Origin of the sequence: Sphingobium sp. BS19 (genome assembly GCF_027925545.1) — a bacterium.
Classification (GTDB): domain Bacteria; phylum Pseudomonadota; class Alphaproteobacteria; order Sphingomonadales; family Sphingomonadaceae; genus Sphingobium.
This window is the reverse complement of record NZ_BSEF01000005.1, coordinates 115,951-133,260: the sequence shown is the minus strand read 5'-3', so window position 1 is coordinate 133,260 and position 17,310 is coordinate 115,951. Positions and strand designations below refer to the sequence as shown.

The 17,310-nt window shown below is 60.9% G+C and carries 19 protein-coding genes; 10 read left to right on the top strand and 9 right to left on the bottom strand.

Annotated elements, in window-relative coordinates; all coding sequences use genetic code 11:
• The first annotated feature begins 85 nt into the window (after positions 1-85).
• Genes QMG56_RS06790 through QMG56_RS06765 form a run of 6 tightly spaced genes read left to right on the top strand, consistent with a single transcriptional unit; the run spans position 86 to position 4,640 of the window.
• Entirely contained in the window at positions 86-1,417 is a 1,332-nt protein-coding gene (locus QMG56_RS06790; protein ID WP_281821827.1) for an aromatic ring-hydroxylating dioxygenase subunit alpha, read from the top strand.
• Positions 1,414-1,815, top strand: coding sequence for a nuclear transport factor 2 family protein (locus QMG56_RS06785; protein WP_281821825.1), 402 nt, complete (start codon positions 1,414-1,416; stop codon positions 1,813-1,815). Before QMG56_RS06790 ends, QMG56_RS06785 begins: the two co-directional genes overlap by 4 nt.
• A gap of 37 nt (positions 1,816-1,852) precedes the next feature.
• Positions 1,853-2,614, top strand: coding sequence for an SDR family NAD(P)-dependent oxidoreductase (locus QMG56_RS06780; protein WP_281821824.1), 762 nt, complete (start codon positions 1,853-1,855; stop codon positions 2,612-2,614).
• Positions 2,611-3,411: an SDR family oxidoreductase gene (locus QMG56_RS06775; RefSeq protein ID WP_281821823.1), complete on the top strand. Its 801-nt coding sequence runs from the start codon at positions 2,611-2,613 to the stop codon at positions 3,409-3,411. The genes QMG56_RS06780 and QMG56_RS06775 overlap by 4 nt, the downstream gene beginning before the upstream one ends.
• Positions 3,412-3,416: 5 nt before the next feature.
• Complete coding sequence (locus tag QMG56_RS06770) at positions 3,417-4,244, top strand: sugar phosphate isomerase/epimerase (RefSeq protein ID WP_281821822.1); 828 nt, start codon at positions 3,417-3,419, stop codon at positions 4,242-4,244.
• Positions 4,245-4,295: 51 nt separating this feature from the next.
• The gene (locus tag QMG56_RS06765) at positions 4,296-4,640 is read left to right on the top strand and encodes a hypothetical protein (protein ID WP_281821821.1); all 345 of its coding nucleotides are present in this window, start codon (positions 4,296-4,298) and stop codon (positions 4,638-4,640) included.
• Positions 4,641-4,652: 12 nt separating this feature from the next.
• On the opposite strand, the gene QMG56_RS06760 is transcribed toward QMG56_RS06765, so the two are convergent.
• From QMG56_RS06760 to QMG56_RS06745, 4 genes are all read right to left on the bottom strand, one after another.
• Positions 4,653-5,822: a mechanosensitive ion channel family protein gene (locus QMG56_RS06760; protein ID WP_230188680.1), complete on the bottom strand. Its 1,170-nt coding sequence runs from the start codon at positions 5,820-5,822 to the stop codon at positions 4,653-4,655.
• Positions 5,823-5,918: 96 nt separating this feature from the next.
• Positions 5,919-7,007: an acyltransferase gene (locus tag QMG56_RS06755; RefSeq protein ID WP_281821820.1), complete on the bottom strand. Its 1,089-nt coding sequence runs from the start codon at positions 7,005-7,007 to the stop codon at positions 5,919-5,921.
• Complete coding sequence (locus QMG56_RS06750; RefSeq protein WP_281821819.1) at positions 7,004-8,365, bottom strand: putative O-glycosylation ligase, exosortase A system-associated; 1,362 nt, start codon at positions 8,363-8,365, stop codon at positions 7,004-7,006. Before QMG56_RS06750 ends, QMG56_RS06755 begins: the two co-directional genes overlap by 4 nt.
• Entirely contained in the window at positions 8,358-8,492 is a 135-nt protein-coding gene (locus QMG56_RS06745; RefSeq protein WP_281821817.1) for a hypothetical protein, read from the bottom strand. The genes QMG56_RS06750 and QMG56_RS06745 overlap by 8 nt, the downstream gene beginning before the upstream one ends.
• A gap of 91 nt (positions 8,493-8,583) precedes the next feature.
• Here QMG56_RS06745 and QMG56_RS06740 point away from each other — a divergent pair, with 91 nt between their 5' ends.
• Together QMG56_RS06740 and QMG56_RS06735 are read left to right on the top strand one after the other, a co-directional pair.
• Positions 8,584-9,807, top strand: coding sequence for a TIGR04063 family PEP-CTERM/XrtA system glycosyltransferase (locus QMG56_RS06740; protein WP_281821816.1), 1,224 nt, complete (start codon positions 8,584-8,586; stop codon positions 9,805-9,807).
• Entirely contained in the window at positions 9,804-10,853 is a 1,050-nt protein-coding gene (locus QMG56_RS06735) for a hypothetical protein (RefSeq protein WP_281821815.1), read from the top strand. Before QMG56_RS06740 ends, QMG56_RS06735 begins: the two co-directional genes overlap by 4 nt.
• Here the strand turns inward: QMG56_RS06735 and QMG56_RS06730 are convergent.
• Positions 10,850-11,206, bottom strand: coding sequence for a hypothetical protein (locus QMG56_RS06730; protein ID WP_281821814.1), 357 nt, complete (start codon positions 11,204-11,206; stop codon positions 10,850-10,852). The two genes, QMG56_RS06735 and QMG56_RS06730, sit on opposite strands and share 4 nt — an antisense overlap.
• A complete protein-coding gene (locus QMG56_RS06725; protein ID WP_281821813.1) occupies positions 11,203-11,391 on the bottom strand; it encodes a hypothetical protein in 189 nt (62 codons plus the stop codon). Before QMG56_RS06725 ends, QMG56_RS06730 begins: the two co-directional genes overlap by 4 nt.
• A gap of 128 nt (positions 11,392-11,519) precedes the next feature.
• Here QMG56_RS06725 and QMG56_RS06720 point away from each other — a divergent pair, with 128 nt between their 5' ends.
• Entirely contained in the window at positions 11,520-12,188 is a 669-nt protein-coding gene (locus tag QMG56_RS06720; protein WP_281821812.1) for a S24/S26 family peptidase, read from the top strand.
• Positions 12,189-12,259: 71 nt separating this feature from the next.
• Here the strand turns inward: QMG56_RS06720 and QMG56_RS06715 are convergent, their stop codons facing one another.
• Both QMG56_RS06715 and QMG56_RS06710 read right to left on the bottom strand, forming a co-directional pair.
• Entirely contained in the window at positions 12,260-13,048 is a 789-nt protein-coding gene (locus QMG56_RS06715; protein WP_281821811.1) for a HEAT repeat domain-containing protein, read from the bottom strand.
• 553 nt (positions 13,049-13,601) lie between these two features.
• On the bottom strand, positions 13,602-14,780 hold the full coding sequence (locus QMG56_RS06710) for a VWA domain-containing protein (RefSeq protein ID WP_281821809.1): 1,179 nt from the start codon (positions 14,778-14,780) through the stop codon (positions 13,602-13,604).
• Between the two features lie 163 nt (positions 14,781-14,943).
• On the opposite strand from QMG56_RS06710, the gene QMG56_RS06705 reads away from it, so the two are divergent.
• Entirely contained in the window at positions 14,944-16,308 is a 1,365-nt protein-coding gene (locus QMG56_RS06705) for a methyl-accepting chemotaxis protein (RefSeq protein ID WP_375713656.1), read from the top strand.
• An 11-nt stretch (positions 16,309-16,319) separates the two neighbouring features.
• Here QMG56_RS06705 and QMG56_RS06700 read toward each other — a convergent pair whose 3' ends face one another.
• Entirely contained in the window at positions 16,320-17,243 is a 924-nt protein-coding gene (locus tag QMG56_RS06700) for a hypothetical protein (RefSeq protein ID WP_281821807.1), read from the bottom strand.
• Positions 17,244-17,310: the final 67 nt, after the last annotated feature.

Sequence of the window (17,310 nt, the reverse complement as noted above, 5' to 3'; positions counted from 1 at the left end):
CCCTCACCGCCTAGCATAAAGCCGAGTTTGCATTGTCACTTGACCTGCTACGCTGTTCTAAAGTCGTGATCTTATGGAGAGAAGCGTGACGAAAGAGCATTTTCTGGGCCGGACGCTGGAAGCTTATGACCCGCCGGTGCGTGGCGATCCCATTACTTGCGAACGCTATTACAGCAAGGCGTGGGCGCGTGCCGAATGGAAGCATGTCTTTGCAAAGGTTTGGCATATCGGCGGTCTGCTGGCTGATCTGGAGGAGCCGGGCGATTGGATCACGCACAACCTGATGCGCGACAGCGTCATTATGATGCGGCAGGACGACGGCTCGATCCGCGCCTTTTTCAACGCCTGCGTCCATCGCGGCAACCGGCTGCTCTGGTCGGACATGGGCAGCAATGAGCGGATCACCTGTTCCTATCATGGCTGGCAGTTCGGCAAGGACGGCACGCTGCTCTTCGCACAGGATGCGGAGGATTTTCCGGCGGGCAATCCCTGCGGCAAGGCGCATCTGACCGAAATAGCCGTCGATACCTGGGGACCGTTCGTGTGGTTCAACATGGATCGCAATGCGCAGCCTTTGCATGACTGGCTTGCGCCGCTGCCGCAGCAGTTGGCAGGCTATCAGATGGAAAAGATGGTGCGCGTGCTCGACGTGCGGTGCGAGATTCCCTGCAACTGGAAGATCATTCGCGACAATTTCAACGAAAGTTATCATCTGCCCACGCTCCACCCGGAACTGGCCAGCTTCATCGACGACGAATATACCGACACCAGTTTCGAAATGTATCCCAGCGGCCATAACCGCATGGTGCAAAAGGGTTGCCATCCTTCCAAGCGCCTCGATTATCCCGATGCGATGCAGCCGCTGGTCGAGGATAGCCTGCGCGAATGGGAACTGGACCCGGCTGACTTTACCGACCGCGCCACCGAAGCGCGCGCTGCTATCCAGCAGGCGAAGCGTCGCCTCGGTCCCGAACGCGGCTTCGTGCATTTCGAAACGATGAGCGACAGCGAACTGACCGATTACCACCACTACACGCTCTGGCCGAACACCACGATCACGATGAGCCCGGACGGCTTCCAGATCCTGCGCTCTGAACCGCATCCGACCGATCCGGAAAAGTGCATTTTCGACCATTGGTACATGATGCCGCCGGTCAAGGGACGCACCGAGGTCGTAACGCCGGTGGGTATGCGCCCGTTCAAGTCGTGCGAACGCGAGACGGTTATCTATGGCGCGGAAACGCTGGGCTATGTCGCTGACCAGGACATGACCATCGCCGTGGGGCAGCAACAGGGGCTGCACTCGATGGGCTATCGCGGCGGATATATTTCGGGTCAGGAAAAGCGCATTCAGCGTTTCCACGAACTGCTCAACGACGCCTGCGGCATCCACGGCGAACTGGATGACAAGGAATGAGCGAAGCAAAGGATATCGTCGGAATCAACCGCGCGCTTGCCCGCTATATCGATGGCGTCAATCAGCGGGACGCCGATCTGTGGTCGACATCGTGGGACAAGGATGCCGAATGGTATCTCTTCGGCCCTGACACTGTCGTCGGTCGCGATGCCATTGTGGCCGCATGGCTGGACGCGATGGCGGGCTTCCCGTTCGTTGTGATGCATGGCACGCAGGGCGATGTCGTGGTCGATGGCGATACCGCCACGGGGCGGTCCTACAGCAGCGAGCTTGCGCGTACCGTTGACGGACAGCGGTTGCGCGTGATGGGGCAATATGACGACCGCTATCGCAAGCGCGATGGCGTCTGGGCCTTCTCCTATCGCCGCTTCACCATGCTCGACACCGAAGAATGCTGACGGCCGGAGAGGGTCGCGACAGAAAGGCAGATATTAAATGGGACGTTTGACAGGAAAGGTCGCCGTCATTCTTGGCGCTTCCGACGCGCGCAGCATGGGCGCGGCAACGGCGCGGCGGTTCGTCGAGGAAGGCGCGCAAGTCGTTCTGGCGGCGCGGCGCAAGGAAGCGGTGGAAGAGATCGCTGAGGAACTTGGCGGCATCGGCGTTGCCTGTGACATTGCCGACGAGGCATCGCTCGCCGCGCTCGCACAGACGGCGCTGGAGCATTACGGCCATCTCGATATTGCCGTTAATTACGCCGGGCAAAGCGCACAGGCATCCGTGCTGGACGTCACCGCCGAAAGCCTGCGCAGCCAGTCGGACATTCATTTCGTCGGCACTGCCTTGTTCATCAAGCATATGGCGAAGGCGATGACCGGCGGCGGCTCGATCATCACGGCGTCGTCGCTGACCGTGTTAGTGCAGGCACCCGATCTGGGTGCCTATGCCGGGTCGAAAGGCGGCGCTGATGTCTATGTACGTGTTGCTGCCAATGAGCTTGGGGCACGGGGCATTCGCGTTAACAGCATCGCCCCCGGTTTTACGAAAAGCGCGATGACTGAGGATTATTTCGGCATCGAAGCAGTCACAAACGCCTTCCTCAAGGAAATGCCCTTGGGCCGTTTTCCAACGGTCGAGGACGTCGCCAACACCGCCCTCTGGCTCGCCAGCGACGAAGCCTTCGTCACCGGCCAGCGCATCGACGTGACTGCTGGTCAGGCGCTCCGCCGCACCCCCCGCGCGGACGAGTTCGTATGAGCGGACGTCTTGCGGGGAAAGCCGCGCTGGTTGTCGGCGCGGCGGGCAAGGATAATATGGCGCAAGTCATTGCCCGACGCTTCGCGGCGGAAGGCGCAAAGGTCGCTGTGGCGGGTCGCAATCGCGCGATCCTCGATACGCTGGCCGAGGAAATCGGCGGGATCGCGGTCGAATGCGATTTTACCGACCGTGTCAGCATCTTCGCGATGGTGGAAACGACGCGCGAGGCATTGGGCGGTATCGATATTGCCGTCAACGCAACCGGCTGGGGTCTGCTGAAACCCTTCCTCGAAACCACGGACGACGATTTCGACCGGATGTATGCGCTCCAGCTCCGTGGCCCGTTTCAGTTTGCGCAGGCGCTGATCCCGGTCATGCAGGACGAGGGCGGATCGATCATTCAGGTGACTTCGGCGACGGCATCGATCATGTTCCACGACCACAGCGCCTATATGGCGACGAAGGCCGGCACCGATCACATGCTGCGCACCATCGCCAATGAGTTCGGGCATCTGGGCATTCGCGTGAACAGCATTTCCCCCGGCGTCACCGAAACCCCGATGACGGCGGAGGCCGCCGCCGTTCCCGGCCTGATGGATGCCTTTGCAAAGGGCTATCCGCTGGGCCGCTATGGCACGTCTCAGGATATAGCGGCGGGCTGTGTCTGGCTGGCCAGCGACGAATGCTTCATGACAGGCGAGACGATGCAGGTAAACGGCGGCCTCACGCTGCGCGGCAACCCGACCAAGGACGCGATCGAGGCATCGGTCGCCGCCGCAATGGCCCAGCAAGGCTGACCCCGATGGCCCGCCACCATCCTCTTTCGATGGCGGCGGGGATCATGCCCGAAGCCACGCCGCTGCAACTGGTCGAGGCCGCCGCAAAGGCAGGCTTCGACTATGGTGGCATGTGGATCGAGGCGGACCAATGGACGCCGCAGACCACGCGCGATGTGCGCGCCGCTCTTTCGGACACGGGCTTAAAGCTGCTCGATGTCGAGGTTGTCTGGATACAACCTGGCCCGCTGGACCCCAACCATCTGCGCATCGTCGACATCGGCATGGACCTCGGCGCACGCAACGTCCTGTGCGTCAGCAGCGACCCCGATGCCGGGGCAACGCGCGACAAGCTGGCGGTGCTGATGGATCATGCCACGGGGGGCGACATCCGCATCAATCTGGAATTCGGCATCTTCACCGAAGTGAAGACCATCCATCAGGCGAGCGACATCCTGCGCCAGATCGGTTCGCCGGTGGGTGGCCTGCTGATCGACAGCCTGCACTGGCGGCGCTCCGGCGGCACGCTGGCCGATATCGCCGCCGTCCCCCGCGAATGGATAAGCTACGCGCAACTGTGCGATGCGCCCGATCCGGGCGCGGACCCGGCCGATGCCGCCGCGATCCTCGAAGAAGCCCTCGACGGTCGGGTTGCAATGGGGAAGGGCGGGCTGCCGCTCGCCGCCATCGCCGATCTTCTCGCTCCCGATCTGCCGATTGCTATCGAGGAACGCTCGAAGGCGTTGCGCGACACTTTCCCCGATCTCAACGCGCGCGCTGCGGAGCTGCTACGGACATCCCGTGCGTGGATGAACGGCGTGTCGTTCAGCGATTTTGAAACAAAACCAGCTTAACTCTCTGTTTACCATAATGAATGCATAGGTTGCATGGGGGAGGAACGGGGCGTGTTGATTTGTTCCAGATTTGAAGCTGATGGCGAGGCGATAATTGCGCTGATGGACGAACACTGGCTTGCGCCTGTGTTCGAAGCATTGGACAACGCAGCGACCGGCCCCGGTAATGTCTCACCCGGCACGATCCCATCCCTTTGGCGCACGCTGGAAAAGCTGCGCCGTGAAGGCGCATCGCCGGATGCCATCCTCCGCACCGAAGCCCTGCTGGTTGCCTTGCACAAGTTACAGGCTGCCTTGCGTCGCCCCGGCGTTGAAGGGCGGGAGCTAACCAAGATGCTGCGCGGCGCGATCCGCACGCTCAGCTACCAGTGGTTGCTCAGCATACGCATGGCGTAAACCGCCAAGTCTCTATCCGTTCACGTCACTCACGGGCATGACTTTGGGATAAGGCATGACGAATTTGCCGTTCGGATCGGCGGTAAAGCTGGTCTGCGTCGGATAGGCAAATTCCAGACCTTCCTGCTGAAACCGCTTCAATATCGCGATCGCGACCTTGTGCCGCACTTTGTAGATCGCGTCCCAATCCGGCAGATACACGTCGAACTCGACTTCATAGTCGATGCTGCTCGCGCCAAAGGCGATCATGCCGCAACGGACGAAAACACCGTCCAGTTGCTCCACGATTTCGCGCAGGATATCCGGCACGCGCTCCGCCAGATCGGGGTCGGTCTGATAGATCAGGCCCAGTGCAAACTTGATCCGCCGGTGGTCGAGATGCTGATAATTGGTGATTTCCTTCTGCAACAAATTGGCATTGGAAATCACTTTCTTCTCGCCAGTAACCGCGCGCAGGCGCGTGCTTTTCAGGCCAATGCGCTCGACCGTGGCCGTCGTCTGATCGTAATTGATCGTCTCACCCCGGCGAAAAGGCTTGTCGAAGATGATCGACAGCGCCGCGAACAGATCGGAAAATATGCCCTGTGCGGCCAGGCCGATGGCTATGCCGCCAACGCCCAGACCCGCGACCAGCCCGGTCACGTTGACGCCCAGATTGTCCAGCACCACGATGATCGCGATGGAAAACAGCGCCACGGTCACCAGCAACCGGATGATGCCCATCGCGTTGCTCAGCGTATCGCTGCCATTATCGTCGCCGGTCTTGCGCTCGATCAGGCCAAGGATGATTTCGCGCAGCCAGATCGCGCCCTGAAACACCGTTGCGACAGTGAACAGGAACTGGATCGTGCGCAGCAGCATGTCGGGCGGATTGGCGTATCCCGCCACCAACCGCGCGGAGACCATGATCATGAAGAAATGCGTGGTGCGGGAGAATGCCCGGCCCATCACACTCATCAGGCTGGTAGCGTCGCCTTCCCGGTCGCGCAGCTTCTGCGCCAGCCGCTTGATGCCGCCCAGCGCCAGATAGATCAGAAAGCCCGCGCCCGCCGCAATCAATATCTCCATACCATGCAGCTCGAACCAGTGCGACGTGCTGCGGACCACATGGTCGATGTCTGGCGGCTGCGCGTTGATTTCGACCAAAGGTTCCTTGGGCGTGGATTTGGCGGCGGCAGTCATGCGGTTCCTCTGTGCGACATGGTCAGTCTTTGTCGGATGCCTGATCGCCTACCGCGCTTTGGTGGCAGCGACCAGTCCCTGCGAGACGAACGGCCCTCAGCGGGCTTCGTTCCGCACGGTACCCAGCGGCTGGCGGCGATTGTTACGGATCGCGAACCACTGCCGCCCCGGTTTCTCGATCCAGTGATGCAGCAGGAAAGACGCCGCCAATGTAAAGCCAAGGAAAGACAGCATCAGCATCGGCGGCACAGCGCGCGGATCGCTGACAAAGGCAATCTTGAACCAGATATACAGCATGAAATGCGACAGATAGGTCGCATAGCTGATCTCGCCGAGAATCTGGAACCCCTTCCAGTGAAGCGGATTGCGCGTAAAAGCCGATGCGTGCGCAAGGCTGAGGATCAGGCAGGCGGCTCCCGCTGGAAACGCCCATATCTCACGCGACAGGCCTGTCGCCCATAGCCCCCAGAACATCGCTACCCCCGCCAGCGACAGGACGAACGCATATGGCTCCCCATCCGGCCCGCGCATCCAGAACGCACAGAGCATCGCGCCGCACGCAAATTCGGTGAGGCAACGGATCAGGCCGAAGCGGGGAATGTCATGTCCCAATGTGGTCTCACCCGCCAGATGCAGGATCAGGGCCAGCAGGCCCAGCGACAGGATCATGCCTGCCAGCAGATGCGGGCGAGACGCTTTTGCAATCGGTGTCCCCAGCACGAGCAGGGGGAACAGAAGATAAGCAGCGGTTTCTGCGCTGATCGACCATGCCGGATGGTTCCACGTCAGCGTGTCGGTCAGCCCCCAATTCTGGATCATCGCGATATGCAGCGGCAATTCGCCCCACGGATAGCCGTCCGCACTTCCGCCCGTTCCTTGCACGGCCAAAACGAACAATACCGTCAGTGCCAGCATGAAGGCATACAGCGGATAGATGCGCGCAAAACGACGCGAAAGGAACGGGCCGATGGCTGCCGTTCCATCGCGCAGCATCGCACGATGCGCCGACAGATAGATGACGAACCCAGACAGCAGGAAAAAGAAGTCGACCGCCAGATAGCCTTTGTGCGCAAAATCCATCAGGCACGCAGGCGCCCAGCTTGCGCCGCTGCGGATATGGTAGACCACCACGAGCCAGGCCGCGATGCCTCTCGCGGCGGTCAGGCTGCGCAACTCGCCTTTCATGCCGTCACGCCTTTCGGAGCGCGCGGCGCAAAGATGGGGACAGTCTCCTCATGCTTGCGCTGCCGTGCCAGATAGGTCGAAAGCCCGATCTGCAACGCCAGCAGCATGAAGATGAACGGCTGATAGGCAATGCCGATAAACAGCGCGCCCAGCAGATAGACCAGATGCCCCTGTTGCAACGCCAGTGCCAGCGGCGCGACCCATGCTTTCGTCGGATCGTTGCGACGTAAGTAATGCCGCCTGATCCATTCGGTCCGCGCCAGCGACAGCCCGTGGATCAGCGCCCACAGCAGGAAGCCGGGGAAACCCTGCTCCCCCAACATCTCGAAATAGGCACTGTGATAGGCGCGGCCCTTGTCGACGACCACGTTGCGTTCCAGCGTCTGTGCGCCCGGTGGCCCCACCATCTGCGTCTTTTCATAGCGGAAGCTGTTGCCCAGATAGGCGTCAAACCCGCCGCCTGCCGGGTTGTCCTTCACATAGCCCCAGGTCCACTGCCACACCGCGACACGCGTCGAGGCGCTCTCGTCGGCCTGATAATTCTCGATCGTGTCCATGCGGGAGGTGAAGGTGGACGGCAGAAACGGCACGGCGGCCACCGCCGCGATTCCCAACATCCCCCCATAGAGAAAGCGCCGCTGCGTCCGCATCAGCATCATTCCGCCCAGCAGCAGGATACACAGCAGTCCGGTGCGCGTCTCCGTGCCGATGGGGATCAGCAGGCACGCCCCGCACAGCGCCCAGCCGAACAGCTTGGTGAAGCGGTCGGGCGGAAAGATCGTGCCATATTGCGTCAGCCACAGGATCAGCGGGATGATCGCGATGGCGACCGTCGAAATGGTGCTGCCTTCATACAGGCCGCTATTGTCCGCCACCATCAGGTTCAGCACGCCATAGCCGCCGCCCGACAACAATGTCTTGATACCGCCGGTGATGATGATCGAACTCGCACACAGCACCAGCACGACCGCCAGCGCCTCCATCCGCAACCGGGTGCGCAAGGTCAGCGGCAGGAATATCGCAAAGATCAGCGCTTTCCACACCCAGTCCCACTTGGTCATCGCCTCCAGCGGAAAGTCTGCGTTCATGGTGGTATAGGCGCACCAGCTCAACAAGGTGAGCATCAGTATCTGCCGCACCGAAGGCCGCAACTCCGCCTTGTCATCCGCGATCAGCCAGCCAAGCACGGCAAGCCCGAACGCAATCGCCGAAATGGGGATGCTGTTCAGCAGGAAATAGGACAGACGCTGCGGCGAAACGATGTCGATATAGGCATAGGCCAGCACCAGCAGAAACGGTCGCTTCAGCCCCAGTGCGAAGAACCCGGCGAGGTAAATGACGAAGAACAGGTCACGCATCGGGCGCGCCTTTCTCCGGGCTGCTGGATTGGGGCGATTCGCGATCCAGATCCTTACGCGACAGCAGGCGCCACAACGCCAGCAGGATCAGCCCATGACTGACCAGCAGGGAAAAAGTGTCGATCACTGCGCGTGCATCGTCCGTTGCATATCGCGAACCGGACTAGCCGATCGGGGTTGACGCGACGTTAATCCTTTTACGGCAAATCCAATGCGCAATGACACGGATTCTTCACGTTCTCGATCACAGCTTGCCGTTGCACAGCGGCTACACCTTCCGCACGCGCGCCATCCTCCGGGCGCAGATGGCGCAGGGGTGGAATGTGCGCGGCGTCACCGGGCGCCGGCATCTGGCGCAGGGGCCGGATGTCGAGATCATCGACGGTCTCACCTTTCACCGCACACCAGGCGACATTACGCCGGGGCAGGGGATCATCCGCGAGTGGCGTGAAATCGGCGCGCTGGCCGACGCAACCGATGCCGTGACCCGCGAATGGAAACCGCACCTCATCCACGCACACTCGCCGGTGCTCAACGCCATCGCAGCCTTGCGCGTCGCGCGGCAGCATGGATTGCCGTTCGTCTATGAAATTCGCGCTTTCTGGGAAGATGCCGCCGTGGGCAACGGCACTGGCACCGAAAGCAGCACGAAATACTGGCTGACCAAACAGCTCGAAAGCCGCGCGGTGCGCGCGTCCGACGCCGTCATCGTCATCTGTCAGGGGTTGAAGGACGACCTCATTTCCCGCGGTGTCGATCCGGCCAAGATCACTGTATCGCCCAATGGCGTCGACATGGACATGTTTGGCACGCCCGTTCCACCTGATCCTGCGCTGCGCCATAGCCTTGGCCTCGACAATGCAGATGTCGTCGGCTTCATCGGCAGCTTCTACGATTATGAAGGGCTGGACGATCTGATCGCCGCGATGCCCATGCTCGTCGCGCTTCGCCCCACGGCAAAGCTGCTGCTCGTCGGCGGCGGACCGCGCGAAGAAGCCTTGCGCGCGCAGGCGGCGGCATCTCCCGTTGCCGATCACATCGTTTTCGTCGGCCGGGTGCCGCACGATCAGGTCGAAAATTACTACAGCCTCGTCGATGTCCTTGCCTATCCCCGCAAAGCGATGCGCCTCACCGAACTGGTGACACCCTTGAAACCGCTCGAAGCGATGGCGCAGGGGCGACTGGTCGCCGCGTCCAGCGTCGGCGGTCACCGCGAACTGATCGAGGACGGTGTCACCGGCACCTTGTTCCCGCCCGACGATCCAAAAGGCATCGCCGATGCACTCGATCGCATGTTCGCCGACCGAGGCAACTGGGACGCCCGCCGCGCCGTCGCCCGCCGCTTCGTCGAGCGCGAACGCAACTGGGCATCCAACGTCATGCGCTACGAGCCTGTCTATCACCGGCTGTTGTCGGACAACCGCGCAGCGCGGGCCGCATGAGCACCCGCCGGGAGATCGCGCACGCCAGGCGCAAGCGTCGCCTGATGACGCTGTTCGCAGGCTGCGCGTCTGCGCTCGCCATGCTGTCGGTGCCGATCCCGCTGATCGAACTGGTCGTGGCATCCACCGGCATATCCGAAACGATCCCCGCCGCAGCCCCGCCGCTGGGCTTCACCGCGCGCGCCGCGATGGCGGGCTTTGCAGCATTGCTGGGCATGGGCGTGTCGCTCGCGCTCAACCCGCGCGTGGCCGCACAGGACGATGAAGAAGAGGCCGAGCAAGCGGGCCTCAACGACTGGCTGAATACCGAATCCGAACCGAAGGAAAGCAAGATGGGCTTTGCATTGTCGAAACTGACCAGCTTTACGCGTGGGCGTCACCGCGAACGCGCTGGCTCCGATCTGGCGGATCCGTTGCCGGTCCTGCGCCGCGCGGATTCGCACCCCGATGCGCCGGCCCGTCGCCCGATCTTCGCCAGCCGTGATTTCGAAGGCGCGGACATCTTCGCCCTCTCGCCCGCCAGGGAAACTGCGGCGGTTGCCGATGTCCATGACCCTCTTGATATGTCGTCCGGTATGTTCGTCGACGATGTGGCCGAAGCCATCGTGGCTCAACCCGAACCCGCCGCCGCAAAGTTCGATGCGCCAGACGGTCTCGTGATGCCCAACGCGCCCGAACCGCTGGACGACCGAGCGATCCTGACCGAAGCCATCAATGCCTTGCCGCAGGACGCAGCGGTGGAAGCACAGCCGATCGTCGCTCGTGTGCCGCTCGACACGCTCAGCATTGCGGAACTCGCCGATCGCTTCGAGCGCGGCATCGCTCGCCGCCGGGCATTGGCGCAGGCTGCCGCCGCCACGCAAAAGATCGAAACGATCCGGGCAGAAACCGGTGGAATATCGACGACGCAGGTCGCAAGCGAACCGCGCGTCCTTGCCGATATCCCGCCTGTTCCGCGCGTTGCGGTGCGTGGCGATGTCGATGCGGAGGTCGATCAGGCGCTGCGCGATGCCCTTGGCACGCTGCAGCAGATGACGGGGCGCTAAACGCCGCTGTCGGTAATAATCAGTACGGCAAGGTTGAGGAAATGCGTTTGCGCATCCCCAGCCCCAGCCCCAACCACGCTGCCTTCGACCGCTACTTCGCAGACGATGTACCCGCTGATGTGAAATTCCGCCTCAGGTAATCGACGCGCCATATCGTCTGCTCGCGCCGTTGCATCCGCGCCTGCAAATTCAAGCGTCATACAACATACCGTCCCGTCATACAGCGCACTCGCCCAGGGGATGATTTCGCTGCAAATGCCTGTCGTGTCGGGGTCGGCCATTTCGATAATGCTGCGAAGCAAGCGGCGGGACGGATCGCGCGGCCCGGGGAAAACGGGAAGGCACTGGCTCATTGCGGTTGCCCTCCTGCATAAATGTTCATGAAATGTTCTACGCGCCTCGTCATCCGGGCGCCCGGTTCGCGTCCCCTGCGCATGTCGAGGACAAGGCGCGGATCGCGCGCGGCTTCGCGCCCGAAGCGGGTCGGCGGGATGTCATGCTCCCTCAAGAATTTTTCGACGCGGCGTAGCAGGTGCATGGCGACAATCTCCTTCCATCATTGCCCCGGCACCCACTCGCCAACGAGTCGAAACCGGATAGGGTTTTTCCTATTTCATTGGCAATTTCCTACTTGTCTAGGAAAAATCCTGCCGCTATATGCAAAATATGGATAATGTTGCTGCCCGCGCTGCGCTCGATCGCCTGATTGCCGAACGGCATGAACGCTATGAGGCGCTGTCCCGCTTGATCGGTCGCAACCCCGCCTATATTCAGCAATATATCAAACGCGGGACGCCCCGGAAGCTGGACGAAGCCGACCGCCGTGTCCTCGCGCGCTATTTCGGCGTGGAAGAGCGCGTGTTGGGCGGGCCGGAGGATACGCCGGTCGTCAGCCTCAGCCGGAAGCGCGCAACCCCTGCCGTCGTCGTGGTGCCGCGGCTGGCGCTCGGCGCGTCGGCGGGCGCAGGGTCACTGGACGACGATGAACGCGCGTCGGGCGCCTTCGCCTTCGATGCTGCATGGCTGCGGACGATGGGCGTAAAGGGGGAGGGGCTGTCGATCATTCGCGTCGATGGCGAATCGATGGCCCCCACGCTCAACGATGGCGACGACATCATGGTCGACCGCGCCGACGCCGCCCCCCGCCTGCGCGACGGCATATACGTTCTGCGCCTCGACGACATGCTGATGGTAAAACGGGTGGCAATGGGGCCAAAGCGAGGCCGCTTCTCCGTCCTCAGCGACAATCCGCATTATCCCGACTGGACCGATATCGACCCCGCGCTGGTGGATATTGTCGGCCGCGTGGTGTGGACCGGGCGACGGGTGGGGTAGGATGCAGATTGGTGAGTATGGGTGGGAAGTGAACAGTCGGCTTTTAGTTCATGCAGTGGAGAAACCGGACGTCAAATGTGAGGTGGGCCACCATTGCCACTCCATCTCTGGAACCGTTGAAGGGCACCGAGCAACTCGCTCGTTGTTAGTTCGCCACTATCGTCCATACCCAACAATTTCGCGGTAGCTTCCCGCGCGAAAATGTCATCGGGGTCATTATGCAAGATAGTCTTTAAATATCCTACCGCTTGCCTATCGCGGCGACGTCCTAATCCAATAATTGCCTCATAGCGGACATCGGAATCCTCGTCCGTCAATCGGGCCGCCAATTCACTCCGTATTTGGTCTGTATCGGCATCACTCTGCTGCCCGATACCAAAAGTCGCCCAATTACGAACCTCTGCATCACGATCAGACATGAGCGCCAAAAGGGTTGCGTTGGCTTCCGGTGTATCCACTGCGCCTAGCGCAAACGCGACGGCATAGCGGATGTTTTCATTCTCATGATCGGCCAAAGGGGTGACGTAAGAAGCGGCGCGCACACGGTCGATGTGTTGAAGGGCAAATATTGCCTCCATCATTACGGGCTCGATTTCCTCATTAAGTAACGGAAGCAAAGCGCAAAAACATTCGTCTGGGAACGTCCGCTCTGGAACGCCAAGCTGTCCGAGAACGCCAACAGCTCGGCTGCGCACGATGGGATCAACAGATGTGATGAGGGCGATTGCCCTGTTGAGCACCTCTTTCGTTCCCCGCCAGTGGAGCGCCGCTACAGCCTCCCATGCGGCGTCATCGTCGGATTGAAGGAGCGCTTCGAAAAGCGCCGAGATCGATCGAGGGTCATGCTCAGAATTGGCCATATCTGACCTTAATTGCGCAGCCGTCTGTCCGCTATGAATAACATCATAGATTGGCCTCAAAGTCATATTTGGTCGCTAAGCACCCATCACCCCCGTCATCCCGGGCTTGACCCGGGATCCCGCTTTCTTCCTTAGCATCTCAAGTAAAGCGAGACCCCGGATCAGGTCTGGGGTGACGATGGAGAAGGAGGCTACCATCCCCACCAATTTCCCCTGTCCTACACGCAACCGTCTCCGCTACACCCGGCCCATACTCCAGGCCAACGCCCTGCAGGCCCGTCCATGCCTTGAAACCCCTCGGCCCTTCGGGTCGACCAGCCGGGTGGCATAGGGCGGCATTGATGCTGAGGTTATTACGCAGCGGGTATTGTCCAATGGGCAGCAGCGCCCCAAAGCTGCACGCGACCACGGGGGACCGGCTGGCCCGTATGTTCAGGTTACTCTGCGCGCACTTTCCTCACCCCATTGTAGCGTCCATCGACCGAGCCAAAGGATGCAACTGGGGGGTGACGTAGTGAGGCCTTTGAGGCTTTCCGCGAAAAACGCGGCGTCATCACCGCTTGCGGGTCAGCTCGCGCATGGCATCGTCCAGTCCCGCCAGCGTGAGCGGATACATGCGGTCGTGCATCAGTTGGCGGATGACTTGCGTGGACTGGCTATAGCCCCAATGCTGCTGCGTCGTGGGGTTGATCCAGACGCTGGCCGGGTATGTGTTGGTCATGCGCTGGAGCCAGGTTGCGCCCGGTTCTTCGTTGAAATGCTCCACGCTGCCGCCGGGCTGGGTGATCTCATAAGGGCTCATGGCCGCGTCGCCGACGAACACGACTTTATAATCATGGCCATATTTGTGGAGGATATCCCATGTCGGGGTGCGCTCGGCAAAGCGGCGGCGGTTGTCCTTCCACACGCCTTCGTACAGGCAGTTGTGGAAGTAGAAGAATTCGAGGTTCTTGAACTCGGCGGTGGCGGCAGAAAACAGTTCCTCGACCAGCGTGATGAACGGGTCCATCGATCCGCCGACGTCGAGGAACAGCAGCAGCTTGACCGCATTGCGGCGCTCGGCGCGCATCTGGATATCGAGCCAGCCTTGCCGTGCGGTGCCGCGAATGGTGGCGTCCATGTCCAGCTCGTCGGCGGCCCCTTCGCGCGCGAAACGGCGCAGGCGGCGCAGCGCGACCTTGATATTGCGGGTGCCCAATTCCTTGGTGCTGTCGAGATTCCGGAACTCGCGCTGTTCCCACACCTTCAGCGCGCGCCTGTGCTTGCTTTCGCCGCCGATCCGCACGCCTTCGGGATTATACCCGCCATTGCCATAGGGCGATGTGCCGCCGGTGCCGATCCACTTGCTGCCGCCCTGATGGCGACCATGCTGTTCCTCCAGACGCTTCTTCAGCGTCTCCATGATCTCGTCCCAGTCGCCCAGCGACTTGATCTTCTCCATCTCTTCGGGGCTGAGATACTTCTCCGCAATGGCGCGCAGCCATTCCTCCGGAATGTCGGCTTGGGCAACGCCATAATCGCTTTCCAGCCCCTTGAAGACGCGGGAGAAGACCTGATCGAAGCGATCGAACAGCGCCTCATCCTTCACGAAGGTCGCGCGGGCGAGATAGTAGAACTCTTCGGGCCGCCGCGCGATCACATCGCGTTGCAGCGCATCGAGCAGCACCAGATGCTCTTTTACGCCTGCTGGAATGCCCGCGGCGCGCAGTTCGTCGAGAAAGGAGAAAAACATATCGGTGACCCTAATACACCACGCATGCATTGAACAGGCGGGTGCATTTCGCAAACGCAACATTAAGTATTGCATTGCATGATGAATAACGCACTATTCAGTTTCGTCCACGATTCCAACGTCGGACCTGCAAAGCGGGGGCTTTGATTTGCAAGAAGACGTTTTGCTGGCCGATTTAGGGGAGCGATCGGGCGATATCGCGCTGCAGTGCAGCGAGACCGCGGGGTTTCTCAATCAGCTAAACCGATCGATTCAGGATGACATCGGTCGCCTCGCCGATCTCGAAAAGACAATGGCATCGCTTGCAGCGGCCCATGAGGAATCCGGTGTGGCGGCGCAGCAATTGCGGACCACAGCGCATCGTGCGGAAAAGATCGTGGCAGATGGTCACAAGGCGGCATCCCGTTCCCTTGATGAAGTATCGGCGCTGATCGCGCATGTGACGGGGTTGGAAGGGAAACTCCGCAGCTTCCTGAACACCATCGAGATGGTCGGCAGCGTGTCCGACGAGTTGTCGGCGATAGCCCGCCAGACGCGGCTTTTGGGGGTCAATGCCGCAATCGAGGCTGCGCGCGGTGGAGCCGCGACGCAGGGCTTCGCAGTGGTAGCCGACGAAATACGCAAGTTGGCGACCAAGGCGGGGGATTCTTCGCACTCGGTCGGGAAAACGCTGCGCCAACTGGACAATGACGCGCGGATGCTGATCTCGGGCGTGGAATCGAACATCGCCCTCGGACATGATGCGGGGGATCATATTGACGATCTGCGCATCGTAATGGCGGATTTTTCGGGACTGGTGGTGCAGTTTCAGGAGCGGTCCCATGCCATCGTTCATTGCACGGACGCCGCTGGGGTCGATGCGGCCATGTTGCGGGATGAACTAGCGCATTTTGCGCAGTCGGCGCATAGCAACGCATCGGGCGCGGATACTGCGCGGTTACGCCTGGACGATCTGGAGCATAGGGCGAACGACATGCTCAACAAGGTCGCCCATGGTAAAGCACCCACTCGAAACAGCGCGTACATTGCAATGGCCGAAGACGCGGCGGCCGAGGCGTTGCAACGGATATCCAGTGCTTTGGAGGGTGGGACCCTGCGTACTGCCGACCTGTTCGATACGGCTTACAAGCCGATAGCTGGTACGGACCCCGTTCAATATCATAGCGGCTTCGTCGATTTCGCGGATCGACATATCCGGCCGATCCTGGATGCGTGGACGGCAAAGGACACGACGATAGTGGGGTGCTGCCTGACGGACATGAATGGCCATTTGCCCACGCATATCAGCCGCAGAAGCCTGCCGCAAAAAACGGGGGAGCGTCAGTGGAATCTCAAAAACGCGCGAAATCGGCAGATTTTCATGGACAACCAGACACGTCGGGCTCTCGATAGCGAAGGCGATTTCTTCCTGTTCACCTACCGGCAGGATCTGGGCGATGGACAGTATCGCGCGTTGCGGAGCGTTATGGTCCCGTTGGTCGTGAACGGACGTCGGTGGGGAATATTTGAGCTAGGCTATCTGATTTAGGTCGAGCAGATCTAGCGCACGGATTCGCGCAGCACGGTGGTGGTAGAGGGTTCGTCGCCCTTCGCCAGTTTTTGATCGCTACCGTCGATTATTGCCGCCATTTGCCTCGAATCCGGCAAAGCGGGGTAACGTCCCACAGCAGTGCTGCTGTCCAGTCCATAGCGGGTCAAAGCATAGCCTTGGCTGCCTGCAACTCGATCGAAGCGGAGTAATGCTCCAGCGTCATCGATGGGGATGACCACCGATCCATTGGCGTTCGCATCCGCAACTTGCAGAACATCGAATGTCGCGTCGTCAACTTTGATTGTGCCGAGCCGACAGAGTGCCTTGCTGTCGACTGCGCAGGCTTTGAGATCAACAGCCGATGCGCGCTGCAATGCCGACGGCGTGTCGAACGACAGGCCTTTGAGCATGGCATTGACGCCGGCCTCCACGTCGGCTTGCCGATCGCTCGTTGCAGTGACGCGCAATTTGACGATCCAGCCACCGGCATGCACGAACGCCGCGGCAAGGACGAGCTGGCCATCGGCGGCACCGGTATAAAGGGTGCTCAGTGCGCTATTTGCATGGCCGCCAGCGTCCGTGACCTGTTGCGAGGCGCGTCGGGTCGTCGGGCCGAATCGTTCGAAAATGGCGCGTTCCGTGGCGACGGCTGCCAACGCGGTGTCTGCGAAGCCCGGCTTGTAGATGAACGCGGTCGCCTGAACGACATTATCCGCCGAGGCATATTGCGCATAGCTGTTGATGCCTGAGCCATAGTCCGAAATCTCTCCGGTCTTCACCAGCGCCAACGCTCCTGCCTGTTGCGGCAAAGCGATCCCGGCAGCTTGCGAGCGCACGGTGTCAGAGGTCGTTGTCCAGGTTTCAGATGCTGGCCCCTGCGCAATCGCAGGAGTAGCGCAGAGCAGGGCCAGGGCAAGCAGTGGTAAGCGCATCGGCACATCCTCATCCAGCGCCTTCTTGTGAGGCGTTTAGTCGAGAGAGGATCACATAGCGTCGTAA